The following is a 21,459-nucleotide window of genomic DNA, read 5'->3' on the forward strand; positions in this document are numbered from 1 at the left end:
CCACATTTAAGCCTGTCTACATCCGAAGATTCACTTCCACCAGTACTCGACTTGCACACCGACATTCGAGCCATGCCGCGCGGTGCCGTAGGCGCCGGTGTCAGACAACGCCGACCCAGCCGCCAGCTCATTCGCCGCGCGTTTGGCCGCTGCGTTCCAGCTCGCATAGGTGTAGTACAGACGCACTTCCGGGCGCGCCCAGAAATCCGGGCCTTTGGGCGACCAGGTCGGGGCAAAGGTGAATTTGCTCAGTTTGCGCGTACCGCCGGTGGCGTCGACCTGATCATGACCAAGCTCGGTGACCAGTTTGAACTGCTCACTGATGGCATAGGCCGGGCGCACACCGATGGACATCCAGGTCTGATCCTGGCTGCCGGGGCGAATGTCTTTCTGGTACACGGCCTCGATCTGCCCACCGAAACGCGGGGTCACCTGCCAGTCGAAAAACTCCACGGCGCGGTAGCTTTTGCTGCTGTTATCCAGGGCCGTATTGCCGGTGTAGCCAAGGCCGGTGCCGGGACCTTCGCCATACTGCAGGGCGAACTTGTTCTTGCCGCCGAGGAAAGGTTTTTGCACATGTTGCGCGGTCAGCGCCCAACCGCTGTTGGCATCACGCCCACCGGCTTTTTCGATGTAGCTCAAGCCCAGTTCCAGCTCGCCGCCGGGGTTGGTCTTGAAGCCGGCCACGTTGAAGTCGTGACGCGTGGCGTATTCCTTCTGGTACAGGTTGTCCTTGCGCGAAAGCGCGTAGCTGTATTTCAGGTCGCCAATCAGCACATCCTCGATGCCGCCGCCCGTGGCGCTCTGGTTCCAGTAGTAGAAATCGGAGATATGGATGTCGTTACGCTTGTAGTAACGCCGCCCCGCCCACAGCGAGCCGCCGTTGAGGCTGGGCAGGTTGGACCACTGTGCATACATCTGCGGCATGCGCGCCGAGCCGTTGTCTTCGCCCTGGAATTTAAGCGCGCGGTCGTACTTGTTGTAGAGCGAAGCCATGGCGTCGACGCTGAGCACGGAGCCGTCGTCGAGGGTCAGCAGGTCCTGGCGCAGTTCCAGTTCGGCGTACTGTTCGCATTCGTTGCCCAACCGGTATTTGGATTGCGCGCCCGGCAGTTGGAAGCATTGCTGCTTGCCACTGCCGGTCGACGTCCCCGCGCCGCTACGCAAGTAACCGGCAAACTCCAGAGCCTGAGCGCCGAACGGCAGGCTCAGACACGATGCAACGAGGCCCAGCTTTATTGTTGTTTTCATGAAGTACTCCGATATTTTTATTATGTTTGTGTGAAGCGCCCGGTGCTCCCACACCGGGAATTGACCTTCTGCTTCGCGTCGCGCGGGGCAGTTGCAACGACGTTCCAGCCGTCAATCCTTGAGGTGCAGCACAAAGGATTCGTAAGGCCGCAACAGCAGCGGGCCCGTGCTGACCTGGCAATCGGGGTAGTTGCTGATCAGCAGGCGTTGTCGGGTAGCGGCGTTGAGGACGTGATCGGGCAGCTGGATTTCGCAGGGTTTGCCGTAGAAGTTGTTCAGCACCAGCAGGCGCTCGCCATGGCCTTCGCGCAGGTAGGCCCAGACCTGGAGGTGGCCCAGCAACAGTTCGCGGTAAACGCCGTCTTGAATCAGCGGTTCCTGGCGACGCAGGGCGATCAGGCTGCGGTAGTGATGCAGCACCGAATCCGGGTCATCCCGTTGGCTGTCGACGTTGATCTGCGCCGCGTTGGCCGGGATGCCGATCCACGGTTCGCCGCTGCTGAAACCGGCATGCTGGCGGGCATTCCACTGCATCGGCGTGCGCCCGTTGTCCCGCGACTTCTGCATGATCGCCGCCATGCTCGACGCCTCGGACTCACCGGCATCGCGCTTGAGGCGGTAGATGTTGAGGGTTTCGACATCGCGGTACTGCTCGATCGTGTCGAAGCCCGGATTGGTCATGCCCAACTCCTCGCCCTGGTACACATACGGCGTGCCCTGCAGGAAGTGCAGCGCCGTGGCGAGCATCTTGGCCGAGACCACACGATGCTCACCGTCATCCCCAAAACGCGAGACCACCCGTGGCTGGTCGTGGTTACACCAGAACAGCGCGTTCCAACCGCCGCCGGCCTGCATGCCCAGTTGCCAGTCGGAAAAGATCTGCTTGAGCTGCAGGAAATCGAAGTCGGCCTTCACCCACTTCTGCAGGTTCGGGTAGTCGACTTTCAGGTGGTGGAAGTTGAAGGTCATCGACAGTTCTTTGGACTCCGGCCGCGAGTAGCGGATGCAGTGTTCCAGGCTGGTGGATGACATCTCGCCGACGTTGATCAGGTCATGGCCTGCGAAGACTTCGCGGTGCATTTCCTGCAGGTACGCGTGTACGTTCGGACCGTCGGTGTAGAAACGCCGACCGTCGCTGGCGTCCTCGGGGAAATCGGCGGGCTTGGAGATCAGGTTGATCACATCCAGGCGGAAACCGCCGACGCCTTTGTCGCGCCAGAAACGCATCAGCTTGAACACCTCGGCGCGCACCTTGGGGTTGTCCCAATTCAGGTCGGCCTGGGTGTGATCGAACAGGTGCAGGAAGTACTGGCCGGTTTGCGCTTCGTATTCCCAGGCCGAGCCGCCGAATTTGGATTCCCAGTTGTTCGGCTGGTCGCGCCAGATGTAAAAGTCGCGGTACGGGTTGTCGAGGCTGCTGCGCGCCTGCTGGAACCACTCGTGCTCGATGGAGGTGTGGTTGACCACGATGTCGAGCATCAACTTGATGCCGCGCTTGGCCGCTTCGCTGATCAGTTGGTCGCAATCGGCCATGGTCCCGTAGCTCGGGTCGATGGCGTAGTAGTCGCTGATGTCGTAGCCGTTGTCGCGCTGCGGCGAGCGCAGGAACGGGGTGATCCACAGGCAGTCGACGCCCAGCCATTGCAGGTAGTCGAGTTTGTCCACGATACCCAGCAGGTCACCGGTGGCGTTACCCGCGTGGCTGTGAAAGCTTTTGGGGTAGATCTGGTAGATCACCGAGTGTTGCCAGTTTTGCATGGTGGGTTCCTTCAGTAAAATTGTGTACCCGCCGCTCGGGCCTCGTCGGGAGCAAGCCCGCTCCCACAGGGGGAACGCATTCAACTGTGGGAGCGGGCTTGCTCGCGAACGCGGTAATTCAGGCAACGCGATACCCAGGCCGCACGATCTTCATGCTCAATGCACAGGTCAGAACAAACGGCACGACCATCGCGATGACCATCCCGATCACAAACATCGGGATGGCATGCGGCACGATCGAGATAAACCCGGGCAAGCCGCCGACCCCGATGGCCGAGGCCTGCACCTTGTTCAGCGACAGGAAAATGCTGCCCAGTGCCGAGCCCAGCAGCGCGGCATAAAACGGGAACTTGAAGCGCAGGTTCACGCCGAACATCGCCGGTTCAGTGATACCGAAATACGCGGAGACAGCGGAAGTCGAGGCCATGCTTTTGTCCCGCGCATTGCGCGCCATGTAGAACACCGCCAGCGCGGCGCTGCCCTGGGCCAGGTTGGACATGACGATCATCGGCCAGATAAACGTGCCGCCCTGGGTGGAGATCAGTTGCAGGTCCACCGCCAGGAACATGTGGTGCATGCCGGTGATCACCAGCGGCGCATACAACAGGCCGAAAATCGCCCCGCCGAGCATCGGCGCCAGGTCAAACAGGGTGACCACGCCCTGGGTGATCAGGATGCCGAGGTGACGGGTCACCGGGCCGATGATCGCCAGCGCGAGCACGCCGGTGACGACGATGGTGGTGATCGGCACGACCAACAGTTGGATGGCATTCGGCACTCGCGCGCGCAGCCATTTCTCGATGACGCTCATCACATACGCCGCCATCAGGATCGGCAGGATCTGCCCCTGGTAGCCGACTTTCTCGATCTTGAACCATCCGAAAATATCGAAGTACGGCAGGCTCTGGCCATCGAGGCCGGCCACCGCCTTGCCGTAGTTCCAGGCGTTGAGCAGGTCCGGGTGGACCAGCATCAGGCCAAGCACGATGCCGAGGATTTCACTGCCGCCAAAACGCTTGGCCGCCGACCAGCCCACCAGCGCCGGCAGGAACACGAACGAGGTGTTGGCCATCAGGTTGATCAGGCTCCACAGGCCATCCAGGTTCGGGTAGGCCTCCAGCAGCGTCTTGCCCTCGATGAACATGCCCTTGGCGCCCATCAGGTTGTTCACGCCCATCAACAGGCCGGCGATGATCAACGCGGGCAGGATCGGCATGAACACATCGGAGAACACCCGCACCAGACGCTGCATGGCGTTGGTCTTGTCGGCGCCCTTCTTCTTGACGTCGGCGATGGTGGCGGCGGCGAGGCCGGTCTGTTCGCGCAGGGCGGCGTAGACCTTTTCCACTTCGCCGGGGCCGATCACCACCTGGAACAGGCCACCGGTAAAGAACGAGCCCTTGACCAGGTCGACTTGGTTCAACGCGCTGCCGTTGACCAGGCTCGGGTCCTTGAGCGCCAGGCGCAGGCGGGTCACGCAATGGGCGGCTTGCTCAAGATTATCGCGGCCTCCGAGGTGCTCGAGAATTTCGCGGGCGATGTTCGAATAGTCGTGGCTCATGCTTGGTTTCCACTTTGATTTTTTTATTTGGGGGGCAGTCATTGGCAGCACGCCGAAGGCAAAAGTACTCGTACAGACGAGTTAAAGCAACAACTCGTCTGTACGAGTTACATATTGTCTATTTTTTCTGGATCAGGCCCCGCCACAGCCCACAGATTTCCATGGGCCCAATGGACAAACCCCAGCCGTGCCACTAAGGTTCCTGCCTTGAACGCAAACGCGGCACAGAGCCATCCCCATGAGCAAATACAACCAGATCTATACCGATCTGCTTGCCAACATCACCACCGAACGCCTGCAACGCGGCACCCGTCTTCCCTCTGAAACCGAACTGATGGATGCCTACCAGGCCAGTCGTGGCACCGTGCGGCGGGCCATCGAGCAGCTGCAGGAGCGTGGGTTTGCGCAGAAAATCCATGGCAAAGGCACGTTTGTGTTATCGCCCAACCCCATCGAGTTCCAACTGGGCGGCATCGTCAGCTTCCACGAAACCCACGCCGACCTGGGCGATGACGTCCACACCGACGTCGTCGAATTCACCCAGTTCCCGCTGGAAGGCTCACTGCTGCAGCATATCGAGGCCGAACCCGGCACCCTGATCACCCGCATCAAACGGGTGCGGCGCATCGGCGGCAAACGGGTGATCCTCGACATCAACCACTTCGTCGCCGACCTGATCCCCGGCCTGGACCGCACCATCGCCGAGCAGTCGATCTACGCCTTCATCGAACAGACGTTGCAGCTGCACATCAGCTACGCCCAACGCACCATCGAAGCCCTGCCCCGCGGCAAAGACGACCAGGCACACCTCGACCTCGAGGGGCAAAGCCATGTGATCGTGGTAAGCAACCAGACGTTTCTGCAGGACGGGCGGCAGTTCGAGTACACCGAGTCGCGGCATACGTTGGATAAGTTCTACTTTTCGGATATTGCGCGGCGCTAAGGCCGAGCGAAGCTCAAACGTAGCCGCGGGCCGCTATCGCGAGTAAGCCCGCTCCCACACTTTTGCTGCGGCGTTTGATTTATCGTGTTTCAGATGCGCAGAACCCCGGCACATGGCCGGGGTTCTGTTATTCAGCATCCACCTGCTAGGGCAGGATCATTCCCACTCAATCGTCGCCGGCGGCTTGCTCGACACGTCATACGTCACGCGCGAGATGCCTTCGATTTCATTGATGATACGGCCGCTGACGGTTTCCAGCAGTTCGTAAGGCAGGTGTGCCCAACGGGCGGTCATGAAGTCGATGGTTTCCACCGCACGCAGGGCCACGACCCAGGCGTAACGACGGCCGTCACCGACCACGCCCACCGATTTCACCGGCTGGAACACCACGAACGCCTGGCTGACTTTGTGATACCAGTCGGCCTTGCGCAGTTCTTCGATGAAGATGTGGTCGGCGCGACGCAGCAGGTCGGCGTACTCCTTCTTCACTTCACCGAGGATCCGCACGCCCAGGCCCGGGCCCGGGAATGGGTGGCGGTAGACCATGTCGTAGGGCAGGCCCAGTTCCAGGCCGAGACGGCGGACTTCGTCCTTGAACAGCTCACGCAACGGTTCGACCAGCTTGAGGTTCATTTCCTCGGGCAGGCCACCCACGTTGTGGTGGGACTTGATCACGTGGGCCTTGCCGCTCTTGGCGCCAGCCGACTCGATCACGTCGGGGTAGATGGTGCCTTGGGCGAGGTACTTGATGTTGTCCAGTTTGTTGGACTGGGCATCGAATACGTCGATGAAGGTGCGGCCGATGATCTTGCGCTTCTTCTCCGGGTCGGACTCGCCGGCCAGGTTGTTCAGGAACTGATCTTCAGCGTTGGCGCGGATCACCTTGACGCCCATGTTCTCGGCGAACATGGCCATCACTTGCTCGCCTTCGTGCAGGCGCAGCAGGCCGTTGTCGACGAATACGCAGGTCAGTTGATCACCGATGGCCTTGTGCAGCAGCGCAGCAACCACGGAGGAGTCAACGCCGCCGGACAGGCCGAGCAGGACGTTGTCGGTGCCGACCTGGGCACGCACGTTGGCGATGGCGTCTTCAGCGATTTTCGACGGGGTCCACAGGGCTTCACACTCGCAGATGTCGAGGATGAAGCGCGACAGGATGCGCCCGCCTTGCTTGGTGTGGGTCACTTCCGGGTGGAACTGCACGCCGTAGTAACCACGCTCGTCGTTGAACATGCCGGCGATCGGGCAGCTCGGGGTGCTGGCCAGGATGTGGAAGTCTTGCGGCATCTTGGTGACTTTGTCACCGTGGCTCATCCACACGTCGAGGCCGAACAGGCCGTCGGCGTCGACGTGGTCTTCGATGCCGTCCAACAGGCGGCTCTTGCCGACCACGTCGACACGGGCATAACCGAATTCACGCAGCTCGGAACCTTCAACCTTGCCGCCCAACTGCTCGGCCATGGTCTGCATGCCGTAGCAGATACCGAACACGGGCACGCCCAGGTCGAATACGGCTTGCGGGCAGCGCGGGCTGTTGGCTTCGTGTACCGACTCGGGGCCGCCGGCGAGGATGACGCCTTTCGGTGCGAATTCGCGGATCGCTGCGTCGTCCATGTCGAACGGATGCAGTTCGCAGTACACGCCGATTTCACGCACGCGACGGGCGATCAGTTGGGTGTACTGGGAACCGAAATCGAGGATCAGGATACGGTGGGCGTGAATGTCGAGGGCCATGAGATCAGTCTCGTCTAATGAATCAGAAACAACTCGGGGCTGAATAAGACAGCCCCGGTTACTTAACTTTATGCTGGAAGCCTCAACCTACGCGGTAGTTTGGCGCTTCCTTGGTGATCTGCACGTCATGGACGTGGGATTCGGCCATACCGGCGCCGGTGATCCGCACGAACTCTGGCTTGGTACGCATTTCGTCGATGTTGGCGCTACCGGTGTAGCCCATCGAGGAACGCAGGCCGCCCATCAGTTGATGGATGATCGCGCTCAGGGTGCCTTTGTACGGCACACGACCTTCGATACCTTCCGGAACGAGTTTCTCGGCGCCTGCCGAAGAGTCCTGGAAGTAACGGTCGGAAGAACCTTGCGCCTGGGACATGGCGCCCAGCGAACCCATGCCGCGGTAAGCCTTGTACGAACGACCCTGGAACAGTTCGATCTCGCCCGGGGCTTCTTCAGTACCGGCGAACATCGAGCCCATCATCACGCAGGAAGCACCGGCGACGATGGCCTTGGACAGGTCACCGGAGAACCGGATACCGCCGTCGGCGATCAACGGAACGCCCGTGCCTTCGAGGGCCTCGGCGACGTTGGCGATGGCGCTGATTTGCGGCACGCCCACACCGGCGACGATACGCGTGGTGCAGATCGAGCCAGGGCCGATACCGACCTTGACCGCATCCGCGCCCGCTTCGGCCAGGGCCTTGGCGGCAGCGCCGGTGGCGATGTTGCCGCCGATCACCTGGACTTCAGGGAAATTCTGTTTGACCCAGCGAACGCGGTCGATCACGCCCTTGGAGTGACCGTGGGCGGTGTCGACCACTACCACGTCCACACCGGCAGCAACCAGGGCCGCTACGCGATCACCAGTGTCTTTACCGGTGCCGACTGCCGCGCCGACGCGCAGACGACCTTGGTCATCCTTGCTGGCCAGCGGGTAAGCCTTGGCTTTTTCGATGTCGTTGACGGTCATCATGCCCTTGAGGGCGAATTTGTCGTCGACGATCAGCACGCGCTCGATGCGGTGCTTGTGCAGCAATTCGCGCACGTCGTTCTTGTTGGCGCCTTCCTTGACCGTGACCAGACGCTCTTTAGGCGTCATCACTTCGCGGACGGTGACTTCAAGACGGTTCTCGAAACGCACGTCACGGGAGGTGACGATGCCGACGAGGTCGCCATTGTGCAGCACCGGAACGCCGGAGATGTTGTGCAGGCGGGTCAGTTCGAACAGGTCGCGCACGGTGGCGTCAGCGTCGATGGTGATCGGATCTTTCACCACACCGGCTTCATAACGCTTGACCTTGCGCACTTCGGCAGCTTGCTGCTCGACGGTCATGTTCTTGTGGATGATGCCGATACCGCCTTCCTGAGCCATGGCGATGGCCAGACGGGCTTCGGTGACGGTATCCATGGCAGCGGAAACCAGGGGAATATTCAGCTCGATGCCACGGGTTAGGCGGGTCTTGAGACTGACTTCGTTAGGAAGCACCTCGGAATAACCGGGCACTAGGAGAATGTCGTCGAATGTCAGAGCTTCTTGGCTGATACGCAGCATCGCGGGGGCTCCCGAGCGGGAAAATGGAAGCGCGCCATTATACTCAGACACCCCTCAGGTCTCAACGTAAAACTCTGACAAACTTGGTAATACTGATAGATGGAGAAAAGATGCTGCTTTTCTGTAGGAGCGAGCTTGCTCGCGAAGAACACCAAGACACCGCGTTCAACCAGACTACCCGGATTATCGTTGACGGTTTTCGCGAGCAAGCTCGCTCCTACAAAGGGTTGAGCTTGCAGCCTACAACTCGACTTTGACCCAACTGATCTTCTGGTCCAACCAATCGGCAAATTCGTCGATAAAGCTCTGCTTGAACCCCGCCTCCGCCCAGTTGTTGAAGATGAATCCGAGGTTGGAAAACCCACATTCCTGCAGGAACAGAAAACCGTTGATGTCATCCTCATGCCCACACAGCGGGCAGGTGAAGTTGTCGGTGTGGCCGGGCATCCACTCTTCCAGGCTGTCGAACAGCGCCTCGCCGATTTCCTTGAGGCATTCCGGGCAGCCGGCTTCTTCGAGAAAACCCTTGGCCGGTGTATAGATGCAACGCTTGTAGATGATTTCCAGGCCATTGACGGGTTCGTTGAACGGCAACGCATCCGGGTGCAGCACCACGGCACGGGCGCCGTCGGCCAGGGCGTAGGCCATGCGGTTGCCGGTGCGCCCGCAGGTGGTCAGCTCTTCCTTGATGATGTTCTTGCGCACCAGCCAGCGCACGATCGCCCGGGCACGGGGTTCGTGGACGGGCAAGGTGGAGATTTTCGGGACAAGGATGCTTTGGGAATTCATGGGAGCCCTGCGGTATGACGTCTGGCGCCGTCGCGGGCAAGCCCGGCTCCCACCTTGCAATGCGATCGACTGTGGGAGCGGGCTTGCTCGCGAAGAAGCCCTGAAGGCAGGCAGCTTAATCCCTGCCCGACACAGGTCAAGTACTCAGGTACCGCCCAATCAAGGCAATGCCACTGGCCAGCACCAGCCACGTGACCAATCGCACAAACGCCTCACGGGACATGCGCAACGTCAGCCGCCGCCCACACCACAACCCCAGGGCCATCGCCGGCAGCAGGCAAACCGCCAGCAGCAACAGCGGCATGTCGGCATACACCCCGGCGATCAGGAACAGGCTCAGGCGCACCACGGTGCTGCAACTGATCAACGCGCTTTGCGTGGCACGCGCGGCGTCCTTGGGCAAACGACTGCTCAAGTAAATCGCATATAGAAAGCCACCACTGCCAAACAACGCACCGAACAAACCGCCGACGGTGCCCATGGGAACCGCCCAGCCCGACGCCAATTGCGCCGGCCGGGCCTTCACCGCCAAGGTGTAAATCGCGTAGGCGCTGATAAACAGCCCCATCAACAACAGCAACAGATCCGAATGCAGGTTGAGCAAAAACACCACGCCCAGGGTGCAACCGATCGCCATGCACGGCAGCAGTCGCAACAGCTCCGGCTTGTTCACATCCCGTCGCGATTGCAGCAGGTTGCCGAAGGCCGCGATGAAATCCAGCAACACCAGCAGCGGGATGATCTTCGACAGCGGCATGAACATAAGCAGGATCGGCCCCGCCACCAGCGCCGTACCGAACCCGGCGATGCCAAACACGATATAGGCCACGGCAACGCCCAGGCCGATCACCAGCCAATCTGTACCGCCAAACGACCACTGACTCATCAGCTCAACCGGGCTCATGGGTAATTCCTTGAAAGAGATGTCCATCACTTTAGCCATCGGTGAGAGTTGCGACTAATATCTTCAAAGCCCTCCACCCATCTCGAAAAGGCATGACGTGTGATTTCCACCCGCCAACTGCGCTACTTCGTCGAAATCGCCGACAGCGGCAGCTTCAGCGCCGCCGCCGAGCGCCTGTTTGTCGCGCAATCGGCCCTGAGCCGGCAGATCAAAGAACTGGAAAACCAACTGCACACGCCATTGTTCGAACGCACCGCGCGCCAGCCTCGGCTGACCGCCGCCGGTGAAGCCTTCTACCCGCGGGCGCGCAACCTGCTGAGTGAACTGCACAAGGCCAGCGAGATGGCGACGCAAGTGGGTAACGGCCAGGTCGGCACCCTGCGCTTGAGCCATTCGAGCACCGTGCCGATGAGCGGCGCGCTGCTGCGCGGCATCAGCACCTGGCTGGAGCGCTGCCCCGGCGTATCGATGGATATCGCAAAACTGTCCTCCGAAGCCCAGCTCGAAGAAATTGCCGACGGTCGCCTGGACGTCGGCCTACTGCGCCTGCCGGTGCTACGCCAGCGCGAAGGCGTGCGTGTGGTGCCTTTATACAGTGAGCAGTTACTGCTGGCCGTACCGCCGAACCACGCGCTAGCCCGCTGCCAGGCACCGGTCGAATTGGCCCAACTCAAGGACGAAGCGTTTATCTCGGTCCCCCACCCCCAGCGCGGCGGGCTGAGCTATCTGTCGGCCGAGTTGTGCATGCGTGCCGGATTTTTCCCCAAGGCTGCACGGGTCATGTCGCGCAAGACCACGCAGTTGCAGTTGATCCAGGCCGGCTTCGGTATTGCCTTGTTACCAAAATCGATGCAGGAAATCGCCCCGGCCGCCGTGCATTTTTTACCCCTGGCCGACCCGGACTGCCTGAGTACCGTAGCCCTGGCCTGCCCGCACACACCGAGCGCGTTGGTGGAGCAATTCTGCCAAACCTTGCGCGAATGCCTATAAACTGCCGCCCATGATTAAAGATCCCTCTCCATGATTAAAGATCCGTTCGCCCGCCTGGGCCTGGACCGCGAGGTCCTGACTGTCAGCCAACTCAACGGCCGTGCGCGGGTGTTGCTGGAAGACGTGTTCACCAATATCTGGGTCGAAGGCGAGATCTCCAACCTCGCCCGCCCGGCGTCCGGCCATGTGTACTTCACCCTCAAGGACAGCGGCGCCCAAGTGCGTTGCGCGCTGTTCCGGCAGAACGCCGCGCGGGTGCGCCAGGCCTTGAAGGACGGCCTGGCGGTGAAAGTGCGCGGCAAGGTCTCGCTGTTCGAGGGCCGTGGCGACTATCAACTGATCCTCGACACCGTCGAGCCCGCCGGCGATGGCGCGCTGCGCCTGGCCTTCGATGCGCTGAAGGAAAAACTCAGCGCCGAAGGCCTGTTCAGCGCCGACCGCAAGGTGGCGTTGCCGGCCCATCCGCAGCGCATCGGCATTATCAGCTCGCCGACCGGCGCGGTGATCCGCGACATCATCAGCGTGTTCCGCCGCCGCGCGCCGCAGGTGCAGCTCACCTTGATCCCCACGGCCGTACAAGGTCGCGAAGCGGTGGCGCAGATCGTGCGCGCGCTGAAGCTGGCCGACGCGCGTGGCTTCGACGCATTGATCCTGGCCCGTGGCGGCGGCTCGCTGGAAGACCTCTGGTGCTTCAACGAAGAAGCCGTGGCCCGGGCGGTGGATGCTTGCGTGACGCCGATCGTCAGCGCCATCGGCCATGAGACTGATGTGTCGATCAGCGACTTTGTCGCCGACGTGCGCGCGCCGACGCCGTCGGCCGCCGCAGAACTGCTGGCTCCGGACGCCAGCAACCTGGTGCGCCAGGTCGACAGCCTGCACCGCCGCCTGGTGATGCTGATGCGCAACCGGCTGAGCCACGACCGCCTGCGCCTCGAAGGCATGGCCCGCCGCCTGCGCCACCCCGGCGAACGTCTGCGCCAACAGGCCCAGCGCCTGGACGACCTGGACATGCGTCTGCGCCGCGCCTTCGAACGCAGCCTCAATACCCGCCGCGAACGCTTGATCCGCCTGGAAACCCGCCTCGCCGGCCAACACCCCGGGCGCCAACTGGCCTTGCTGCGCCAACGCCTGGACAGCCTCGCCGAACGCCTGCCCCGCGCCATGCGCGAAGGCCTCAAGGCGCGCCGCCTGCAACTGCAAAGCCAGGTGCAGACGCTGCAAGTGGTCAGCCCGCTGGCGACTCTCGGCCGCGGCTACAGCATCCTGCTCGACGAGCGCGGCCAGGCGATTCGCAATGCCGCGCAGACCCACACCGGCCAGCGCCTGACTGCGCGCCTCGGTGAAGGCCAATTGCAAGTGCGGGTGGAAGACAACCACCTGACACCCGTCACCCTTTCGTTATTGGATTGATCGATGCCACGTTTTTTCAGCCTGTTGATGCTGCTGTGCCTGACCGTCAACGCCCACGCCGACAGCTTCATCATCCGGGCCTTGAACAAGCCGGTGCCCGGCGGTGTGGCCGTCGTCGACCTCGGCCCCGCGGCGGCCGCGCCAAAAGCCACCTACCAGGGCAAGCCGGTCCTGGTGGTCAAGGAACAGGCCAACTGGCTGGCGATTGTCGGCATTCCGTTGACGGTCAAACCGGGCAACGAACGCATCAGCAGCGGCGGGCGCAACCTGCCGTTTATCGTCGGCTACAAGCAGTACCCGGAACAGCGCATCACCCTGAAGAACAAAAGCCAGGTCAACCCCGCCCCGGCGCAACTCAAGCGCATCGAAGCCGAGCTGGCGGTGCAGATCAAGGCTTACCGCAGTTTCAGCCCTAACCTGCCAAGCAACCTGCTGCTGGACAAACCGGTCAACGGGCCGCTGTCGAGCAAGTTCGGCGTGCGTCGCTTCTTCAACGGCGAAGAACGCAATCCGCATTCCGGCCTGGATTTCGCCGTCCCCGCCGGCACACCGATCAAGACCCCGGCGGCGGGCAAGGTGATCCTGACCGGCAACTACTTCTTCAACGGCAACACCGTGTTCGTCGACCACGGCCAGGGCTTTATCAGCATGTTCTGCCATATGTCGAAGATCGATGTCAGCCCGGGCCAGCAACTGGCACGCGGCGCGGTGGTGGGCAAGGTCGGCGCGACGGGTCGCGCGACCGGGCCGCATATGCACTGGAATGTCAGCCTGAACGATGCACGGGTGGATCCCGCGATCTTTATCGGCGCATTTCAACCTTGACCGACTCGATTGCGCAGCCGATAAAGGCTGCGCAATTAAAACCAGCCCCAGACTATTTACCAAGCATAAAATCTCGTTTCCTACGCCCACAGAAGAACTTATCTCAATTTTTCTGGACTACTTGCCATCTTTCACCCCGGCGGTTAGGGTTGAGCTTATGAAAACCTCTCACACACTCATTTTGCTCCGCCAGCACCGCAGCCTGTGCCTTGTCAGCGCACGACTGCCAGGCTGAATCGATCTGCCTCGTCCCTTGTTTTATACCCCATAACAATTTTCCGGCAGGCCGCCCTTTTTCGGCCCCTCCACCAAAGGATTTCCCGATGAGCATGCTCAAAGACCCGTCTTCGAAGTACCGCGCGTTTCCGACCATCGATATTCCGGACCGCACCTGGCCGTCGAAAACCATCACCACCGCGCCGATCTGGTGCAGCTCCGACCTGCGTGATGGCAACCAGTCGCTGATCGAACCGATGGATGCAGTGAAAAAACTGCGCTTCTGGAAGACCCTGGTCGCCGTCGGCGTGAAGGAAATCGAAGCCTCGTTCCCGGCTGCTTCGCAAACCGACTTCGACTTCGTCCGCACCCTGATCGAAGGCAACCACATCCCCGAGGACACCACCATCCAGGTGCTGACCCAGGGCCGTGAAGACTTGATCGAGCGCACCTTCGAATCCCTGCGCGGCGCGAAAAAAGCCATCGTCCACCTGTACAACGCTACCTCGCCGTCCTTCCGTCGCATCGTGTTCAACCAGGACAAGGACGGGATCAAGGCCATCGCGGTCAACGCGGCCAAACTGTTCGTCAAATACGCCGCCCAGCAGCCGGAAACCCAGTGGACGTTCGAATACTCGCCAGAGACCTTCAGCGCCACCGAGCTGGAATTCGCCAAGGAAGTGTGTGACGCAGTGATCGAGGTGTGGAACCCGACGCCCGAGCACAAGATGATCCTCAACCTGCCGGCCACCGTTGAATGCGCCACGCCGAACATCTATGCCGACCAGATCGAGTGGTTCGGTCGTCATGTCAACCGTCGTGACAGCGTGATCATCAGCCTGCACACCCACAACGACCGTGGCACCGGCGTAGCTGCCACCGAATTGGGCCTGATGGCCGGCGCCGACCGTGTCGAAGGCTGCCTGTTCGGCAACGGCGAGCGTACCGGTAACGTCGACCTGGTCAACGTGGCGTTGAACCTCTACACCCAGGGCGTGAACCCTGAGCTGGACTTCTCCGACATCGACGGCGTGCGCAAAGTGGTCGAGGAATGCAACCAGATCCAGGTGCATCCACGTCACCCGTATGTCGGCGACCTGGTACACACCGCATTCTCCGGCTCCCACCAGGACGCAATCCGCAAGGGCTTCGCCCAGCAGAAACCCGACGCCCTGTGGGAAGTGCCGTACTTGCCGATCGACCCGGCCGACATCGGCCGCAGCTACGAGGCGGTGATCCGGGTGAACAGCCAGTCGGGCAAAGGCGGCATCGCCTACCTGCTGGAGCAGGAATACGGCATCAGCTTGCCGCGTCGCATGCAGATCGAGTTCAGCCAAGTGGTTCAGGCCGAAACCGACCGCGTGGGCCTGGAGATGAGCGCTTCGCAGATTCACGCGCTGTTGCAGCGTGAATACCTGCAAGCCAATACGCCCTACGCGCTGGTCAGCCATCGCCTGCAGGAAGAAAACGGTAACAGCACCGTGGAAGTGGAAGTCTCGGGCAAAGGCCAGGGCGAAACCAACCTGCGCTGGCACGGCAAGGGCAACGGCGCGCTCGAAGCCCTGGTCGCCAGCCTGCCGATTGGCGTGGAAATCATGGACTACAACGAACACGCGATCGGTGCCGGCACCAACGCCAAGGCTGCGGCCTACATCGAGCTGCGAGTGAACGGTGAGCGTCCGGTGCATGGCGTGGGCATTGATGAAAACTTCACCACGGCCAGCTTCAAGGCGGTATTCAGCGCCCTGAACCGCTCGTTGAGCCATCTGGAAGCGAAAGCGGCGTAAACACACTGAGCGCTGACATGCAAAAGGCCCCTGGGTGAGAACTCAGGGGCCTTTTTTGTTGGGCTTTGGATGTGTGTGGTCTGTTGGGGCCTCATCGCGGGCAAGCCCACTCCCACATTTTGACCGTGTTCGGCTCGAATGTGGGAGTGGGCTTGCCCGCGATAGCGGTCTGTCAGACAAACTGAAAAGTATCGGCATCCAGGTTCGCCGGAAATTTGCTGCGGTAAGCCGCCAATTCATCCGCTTTGAGGCACACCGTAAACACCCCGTCCGCCTCCCCCGCACTCAACAGGCTCTCACCCTGGAAATCCAGCACCTGGCTATCCCCGGTATAAGCGAAGCCTTTGCCGTCGGTACCCACCCGATTCACCGCCGCCACATAACACAGGTTCTCGATCGCCCGCGCTGGCAGCAACCGGTTCCAATGCTGGCGTCGCGCCCCCGGCCAGTTGGCGGTGTACAGCAGCAGGTCGGTATCCTGGGCGTCACGACTCCACACCGGAAAGCGCAGGTCGTAGCAAATCAATGGGCGAATACGCCAGCCCTTTATCTCGAACAGCACCTGGCGCTCGCCGGGCGTGTAGTGATTGTGCTCGCCGGCCATGCGGAACAGGTGGCGCTTATCGTAATGCAGCACCTCGCCATCCGGCCGCGCCCATAACAGGCGGTTGCGGTGGCTGCCGTCGGCGGCCTGGATGATCACACTGCCGGTGATCACCGCGTTGTACTTCGCCGCCTGGCTCTGGAGCCAGCGATGGGTCGGGCCATTTTCCGGTTCGGCCTGGGTGGCCGAGTCCATGGAGAAACCGGTGGTGAACATCTCCGGCAGGATGATCAGGTCAGCGCCACGAGCCTGTTCCAGCAACAGTTCGAAGTGATCGAGGTTGGCCTGGCGGTTGTGCCAGGCCAGGCTGGTCTGGACCAGGGCGATGTTCAGGTCGGGTAGTGCATTCAGATCACGCATAGTTTCTCAGCTGCTTGTTGCAGCGTCTCCTCGCGTTTGGCAAAGCACAGGCGCACCAGGCGCTGGCCTTGGGGTGGATGCTGGTAGAACACCGAAACCGGGATCGTCGCTACGCCATGCTCGCGGGTCATCCACAACGACATGGCGACGTCATCCAGGTCTGGGCGAATCGCTGAATAATCCACCAGTTGGAAGTAAGTACCGGTGACCCGGGTAAAGCTGAAACGCGACGGCGTCAACAGGTCGCAGAACAGGTCGCGCTTGGCCTGGTAAAAGGCCGGCAGTTCTTCGACGTGTTCCGGGTGTTCGGCCATGAAGTCTGCCAACGCGTACTGCAGCGGGGTCACGCCGCAGAAGTTGACATATTGATGCACCTTGCGCAATTCGACGGTCAGTGCCGGTGGCGCGACCACGTAGCCGGTTTTCCAGCCGGTGACGTGATAGGTCTTGCCGAAGGAACTGACCACGAACGCACGTTGATACAGTTCTTCGTGGGCCAGCACGCTGACATGAGGCACACCGTCAAACACCAGATGTTCGTAGACCTCATCGCTGACCAGGTAAATATCGCGGTCGCGGATCAAGGCCGCCAACAGGTCCAGCTCGGCACGGCTGATCAGTGCGCCGGTGGGGTTATGCGGCGTGTTCAGGATGATCATGCGCGTGCGCGCAGACAACGCCGCCTGGATCTTTTCAAAGTCGAGGCTGAAGTTTTCCAGGTTCAGTTGCACATGCACGCAGCGACCGCCGGCCAACTCGACCGAAGGCTCATAGCTGTCGTAGCACGGGTCGAACACGATGACCTCATCGCCGCTGCGGATCACCGCCTGGATCGCGCAGAAGATCGCCGCCGTGGCTCCGGGCGTGATCGTCACTTCGCTGTCGGGGCTGACCGTGGCGCCATAGCTGCGCGCGATCTTGGCCGCCACTTGCTGGCGCAGGGCTGGCAGGCCGGTCATCGGTGCGTATTGGTTATGGCCGCTGGCGACATGCTTGCCCACGGCATCGAGCAAACCCTGCGGGCCATTGAAGTCAGGGAAGCCCTGGGACAGGTTGAGCGCGCCGGTTTCGGCAGCGAGTTGCGACATGGTGGTGAAAATGGTCGTGCCGACATTTGGCAGCTTGCTGTTGATCATCGGAGGCCCCTGCAGGTGAACCCCAAGTTTTAAGCTGCCAACTGCATCGGGTCAAGGCGCAAACCACCACGCACAAAAAAGGGCCCGTAAAGAGCCCTTTTTGCGAGGTCAGAATCAGCGCTTGTCGCGGCGCTTCTTGTCGGCCTTCTTGTGGTGAGTCATCAAACGACGCTTCTTGTTCACCTGACGGTCAGTCAGTGTGTTCTTGTTGCCTTCGTATGGGTTCTCGCCACCCTTGAACTCGATACGGATCGGCGTACCGACCAGCTTCAAGACACGGCGGTAGGTGTTTTCCAGGTAACGCACGTAGGATTTAGGCACCTTCTCGATCTGGTTACCGTGGATCACGATAATCGGCGGGTTGGCACCACCCAAGTGGGCGTAACGCAGTTTGATCCGGCGGTTGTTGACCATCGGCGGTGCGTGCTCGCCGACCGCGTCTTCGAGGATCTGGGTCAGACGGTTGGTCGGCCAGCGGGTGACCGCGGACTTGAACGAGTTCTGTACGGACGCGTAGAGGTTGCCCACGCCGGTACCGTGCAGTGCCGAGATAAAGTGGATATCGGCGAACTCGACGAAGAACAGACGACGCTGCAGTTCGATCTTGACGAAATCGCGCTCGCTCGGCGTCATGCCGTCCCACTTGTTGATCGCGATCACCAGCGCCCGACCAGCCTCAAGGGCGAAGCCCAGCAGGTTGAGGTCGTGGTCCACCACGCCTTCGCGGGCGTCCATCACGAAGATCACCACGTTGGCGTCTTTGATCGCCTGCAGGGTTTTCACCACGGAGAACTTTTCAACTTCCTCGTGGATCTTGCCGCGCTTGCGCACACCAGCGGTGTCGATCAGCGTGTACTTCTCGTCGTTACGCTCGAACGGGATGTAGATACTGTCGCGAGTAGTGCCGGGCTGGTCATACACGATGACCCGGTCTTCACCGAGCATACGGTTGACCAGGGTCGACTTGCCGACGTTGGGACGGCCGATGATGGCGATCTTGATACCGTCTTTTTCGCTCGGGCCCGGAATGCGCTTGGCTTCCTCACCTTCGGCGACGACCTCTTCTTCGCCCTCTTCTTCCTCGGCGTCATCCTTAGGGAAGTCGCGCAGGGCGATTTCCAACATCTGGGTGATGCCGCGACCGTGGGCACCGGCGATCGGGATCGCGTCGCCCAGGCCCATCGGGCTGAATTCGGCACGGGCCATTTCAGGATCGATGTTGTCGATCTTGTTGGCGACCACGTAGGAACGCTTGTTGCGCTTGCGCAGGTGCTCGCCGATCATCTGGTCGGCAGCGGTGTAGCCCGCGCGGGCGTCCACCAGGAACAACACGACATCGGCTTCTTCAATGGCCAGCAGCGACTGCTCGGCCATCTTTTCGTCCATGCCATGCTCGTCACCGGAGATACCACCGGTGTCGACAATAATGTAGGAGCGCCCTTGCCACTTTGCCTCACCGTATTGGCGATCACGGGTCAGACCGGACAAGTCGCCGACAATGGCGTCGCGAGTCCTGGTCAGGCGGTTGAACAAGGTGGACTTGCCGACGTTAGGTCGGCCCACCAGGGCGATTACGGGAACCATGCGGCTCTCCACTTCGTTATTTCAGAAAATACAAAAGCCGCTGCAAGGCAGCGGCTGGTGCTCGGGGCGGCATTTGAAATGCCGCATACCCTGCCCGACACTGGTTCCTGTAGGAGCGAGCTTGCTCGCGAAAAACCTGAGGACGCCGCGTTTATCCAGAAACCCGCGTGAGCGTTGACGTCCTTCGCGAGCAAGCTCGCTCCTACATTAAGCAATGAAGCAGGGCCGCCTGGGGGTAACCCCAAGCATAGTCAAACCTTTACTTGATGGTCAGGGCTTCCAGCTTGCCGCTGTTGCCAAACACATAAAGCATGTTACCCACGACCAGCGGACGAGCACGCAGGCCGTCGCTGTCGATGCGCTCGCGACCCACAAAGCGACCGTCTACCTGGCTCAGCAGGTGCAGGTAGCCTTCGAAGTCGCCTACCGCTACGTAGCTGGAGAACACTTCCGGTGCCGACAGTTGACGGCGGGCCAGAGAGTCGTTGCTCCACAGCGCAGTGGTGGAACGTTCGTCGACACTTTCAACGGTGCCGGACGACAGGCTTACGTAGACGCTGCCAAACCCTTGGGCGACACCGGCGTAGCTGGAAGCATCACGCTGCCAGTTGACGCGGCCGCTTTGCAGGTCCAGTGCCGCGACACGGCCCTGGTAGGTAGCGACGTAGAGGGTTTCGCCGGACAGCAGCAAGCCACCGTCGATGTCGACGACGCGATCCAGTTCCGAACGACCTTGCGGGATCGCCACACGCGTTTCCCAGATAGGCACGCCGTTCTGGGTATTCAGGGCGACCACTTTACCGGTCGACAGGCCCGCAACGGCCAGATTATTGGTCACAACCGGACCACTGGTACCGCGCAGGGTCAGCACCGCAGGGGTGCTGTCGTACAACCAGCGTTGGGCGCCAGTGCTGGCGTCGAGGCCGATCACACGGTCGTCCTGGGTTTGCACCACGACGATGTCGCCGTTGGTGGCAGGCGGTGCGAGAACTTCACTGGTCACGCGAGCGCGCCATTTCTCTTCACCGGTGCTGGAGTCCAGCGCCACGACTTCGCCCTTGAGCGTGCCGAGCATGACCATGCCGTAACCCACGCCGACGGCGCCGGATACAGGCAGTTCGAGGTCTTTCTTCCACTTCACGTCGCCGTTCATGCGATCCATGGAGATCACCACGCCGGTCACGTCAGCGGCCACAATGTTGTCACCGTCGATTGCCGGTACCAACATGTTGTAGGTTTCGCCCTGACCGTCACCGATGGAGCGGCTCCACTGCTTTTGCAGGACCACTTCTTCCTTGAAGCTGGTCAGCTCGGCCGGAGGCAGTTCTTTTTTACTGTTGCTGCTGCAACCCGCGGCCAGAACGGCCAGAGCCAGCAATGCTGCATGTTTCCAACGGATCACGTCACGCATCCCCTTTGGCCAAGTCGTCGAGCTTGATTTGTAAGCCACCGACCGCCGCTTCATCAGACAGCGCCGCCTTGGCTTTTTTGTACGCAGCATTGGCTTCGTCGGTACGACCCAATTGGACCAACAGGTCACCCTTGAGCTCTTCGCGAGTGGCTACAAATGCCTTGTCAGCGTCACCGTCGAGCAGTTTGAGTGCTTCGTCGGCCTTGTTCTGTGCCGCCAATACCTGAGCCAGGCGCTGACGTGCGATTTCACCCAGGGTCGGGTTGGTCGGCTTGTCGGCGATGGCCTTCAGTTCGGCGACGGCGTCATCCAGCTTGCCGGTGTCGACCGCGACTTTCGCGACGAACAGGCTGCCGTATTGGGCGTAGGTGCTACCGCCAAATTCGCTCTTGAGCTTGCCGGCCAGGTCTGCCACTTGCGCAGGATCGGGCTTGCCGCTCGGCGTCAGCGTGCTTTCCAGCAATTGCTGATAGAGGATCGAGGCGCCTTGGGACTGGTTGGCCTGATACTTGTGCCAGGCTTGCCAGCCGAACACCACCACTAAAGCCAGCAGGCCGCCGGTAACCAGGGGCTTGCCGTTACGCTGCCACCAGTCCTTGAACTCGGCCAGCTGCTCATCATCAGTACTCGACACCCCAACACTC

General features: G+C 61.1%; 17 protein-coding genes. 5 read left to right on the forward strand and 12 right to left on the reverse strand.

Annotated features, from left to right (window positions below; genetic code table 11):
* Positions 1 to 30 precede the first annotated feature (30 nt).
* The 3 genes from TU80_RS12395 to treP form a co-directional block, all read right to left on the reverse strand.
* A complete protein-coding gene (locus TU80_RS12395) occupies positions 31 to 1,251 on the reverse strand; it encodes a maltoporin (protein WP_026139927.1) in 1,221 nt (406 codons plus the stop codon).
* A gap of 111 nt (positions 1,252 to 1,362) precedes the next feature.
* Positions 1,363 to 3,009, reverse strand: coding sequence for an alpha,alpha-phosphotrehalase (treC, locus tag TU80_RS12400; RefSeq protein WP_057004574.1), 1,647 nt, complete (start codon positions 3,007 to 3,009; stop codon positions 1,363 to 1,365).
* Between the two features lie 118 nt (positions 3,010 to 3,127).
* Complete coding sequence (treP, locus tag TU80_RS12405; RefSeq protein ID WP_017846159.1) at positions 3,128 to 4,570, reverse strand: PTS system trehalose-specific EIIBC component; 1,443 nt, start codon at positions 4,568 to 4,570, stop codon at positions 3,128 to 3,130.
* A gap of 238 nt (positions 4,571 to 4,808) precedes the next feature.
* Between treP and treR the strand changes: the two genes are divergently transcribed.
* Positions 4,809 to 5,513 carry a trehalose operon repressor gene (gene treR, locus TU80_RS12410; RefSeq protein WP_017846160.1) on the forward strand — a complete coding sequence of 235 codons (705 nt, stop codon included), beginning with the start codon at positions 4,809 to 4,811 and terminating at the stop codon, positions 5,511 to 5,513.
* Between the two features lie 156 nt (positions 5,514 to 5,669).
* On the opposite strand, the gene guaA is transcribed toward treR, so the two are convergent.
* The 4 genes from guaA to TU80_RS12430 form a co-directional block, all read right to left on the reverse strand.
* Positions 5,670 to 7,247: a glutamine-hydrolyzing GMP synthase gene (gene guaA / locus TU80_RS12415; RefSeq protein ID WP_046382186.1), complete on the reverse strand. Its 1,578-nt coding sequence runs from the start codon at positions 7,245 to 7,247 to the stop codon at positions 5,670 to 5,672.
* A gap of 82 nt (positions 7,248 to 7,329) precedes the next feature.
* Positions 7,330 to 8,799: an IMP dehydrogenase gene (guaB, locus tag TU80_RS12420; RefSeq protein WP_017846162.1), complete on the reverse strand. Its 1,470-nt coding sequence runs from the start codon at positions 8,797 to 8,799 to the stop codon at positions 7,330 to 7,332.
* A 240-nt stretch (positions 8,800 to 9,039) separates the two neighbouring features.
* Positions 9,040 to 9,588: a hypothetical protein gene (locus TU80_RS12425; protein WP_017846163.1), complete on the reverse strand. Its 549-nt coding sequence runs from the start codon at positions 9,586 to 9,588 to the stop codon at positions 9,040 to 9,042.
* A 136-nt stretch (positions 9,589 to 9,724) separates the two neighbouring features.
* On the reverse strand, positions 9,725 to 10,492 hold the full coding sequence (locus TU80_RS12430) for a sulfite exporter TauE/SafE family protein (protein WP_057004575.1): 768 nt from the start codon (positions 10,490 to 10,492) through the stop codon (positions 9,725 to 9,727).
* A gap of 99 nt (positions 10,493 to 10,591) precedes the next feature.
* Between TU80_RS12430 and TU80_RS12435 the strand changes: the two genes are divergently transcribed.
* The 4 genes from TU80_RS12435 to leuA all read left to right on the forward strand — a co-directional run bounded on the left by TU80_RS12435 (position 10,592) and on the right by leuA (position 15,720).
* Positions 10,592 to 11,482 (forward strand): LysR family transcriptional regulator, encoded by an 891-nt coding sequence (locus tag TU80_RS12435; protein WP_057004576.1) that lies wholly within the window; start codon positions 10,592 to 10,594, stop codon positions 11,480 to 11,482.
* 30 nt (positions 11,483 to 11,512) lie between these two features.
* Complete coding sequence (gene xseA / locus TU80_RS12440) at positions 11,513 to 12,892, forward strand: exodeoxyribonuclease VII large subunit (RefSeq protein WP_017846166.1); 1,380 nt, start codon at positions 11,513 to 11,515, stop codon at positions 12,890 to 12,892.
* Between the two features lie 3 nt (positions 12,893 to 12,895).
* Positions 12,896 to 13,717 carry a M23 family metallopeptidase gene (locus TU80_RS12445; protein WP_046382182.1) on the forward strand — a complete coding sequence of 274 codons (822 nt, stop codon included), beginning with the start codon at positions 12,896 to 12,898 and terminating at the stop codon, positions 13,715 to 13,717.
* 323 nt (positions 13,718 to 14,040) lie between these two features.
* Complete coding sequence (gene leuA / locus TU80_RS12450) at positions 14,041 to 15,720, forward strand: 2-isopropylmalate synthase (protein WP_057004577.1); 1,680 nt, start codon at positions 14,041 to 14,043, stop codon at positions 15,718 to 15,720.
* Positions 15,721 to 15,892: 172 nt separating this feature from the next.
* Here the strand turns inward: leuA and TU80_RS12455 are convergent, their stop codons facing one another.
* The 5 genes from TU80_RS12455 to TU80_RS12475 all read right to left on the reverse strand — a co-directional run bounded on the left by TU80_RS12455 (position 15,893) and on the right by TU80_RS12475 (position 21,449).
* Complete coding sequence (locus TU80_RS12455; RefSeq protein WP_017846169.1) at positions 15,893 to 16,684, reverse strand: amidohydrolase; 792 nt, start codon at positions 16,682 to 16,684, stop codon at positions 15,893 to 15,895.
* Positions 16,672 to 17,820, reverse strand: a complete 1,149-nt coding sequence (locus tag TU80_RS12460; RefSeq protein WP_057004578.1) for a pyridoxal phosphate-dependent aminotransferase — start codon at positions 17,818 to 17,820, stop codon at positions 16,672 to 16,674. Before TU80_RS12460 ends, TU80_RS12455 begins: the two co-directional genes overlap by 13 nt.
* 114 nt (positions 17,821 to 17,934) lie before the next feature.
* Positions 17,935 to 19,404, reverse strand: a complete 1,470-nt coding sequence (gene der, locus TU80_RS12465) for a ribosome biogenesis GTPase Der (RefSeq protein ID WP_017846171.1) — start codon at positions 19,402 to 19,404, stop codon at positions 17,935 to 17,937.
* 259 nt (positions 19,405 to 19,663) lie between these two features.
* Entirely contained in the window at positions 19,664 to 20,815 is a 1,152-nt protein-coding gene (gene bamB, locus TU80_RS12470) for an outer membrane protein assembly factor BamB (RefSeq protein WP_017846172.1), read from the reverse strand.
* A complete protein-coding gene (locus TU80_RS12475; RefSeq protein WP_046382180.1) occupies positions 20,808 to 21,449 on the reverse strand; it encodes a YfgM family protein in 642 nt (213 codons plus the stop codon). The genes bamB and TU80_RS12475 overlap by 8 nt, the downstream gene beginning before the upstream one ends.
* Positions 21,450 to 21,459 lie beyond the last annotated feature (10 nt).

The organism is Pseudomonas veronii, from assembly GCF_001439695.1.
Taxonomy (GTDB): Bacteria; Pseudomonadota; Gammaproteobacteria; order Pseudomonadales; family Pseudomonadaceae; genus Aquipseudomonas; species Aquipseudomonas veronii.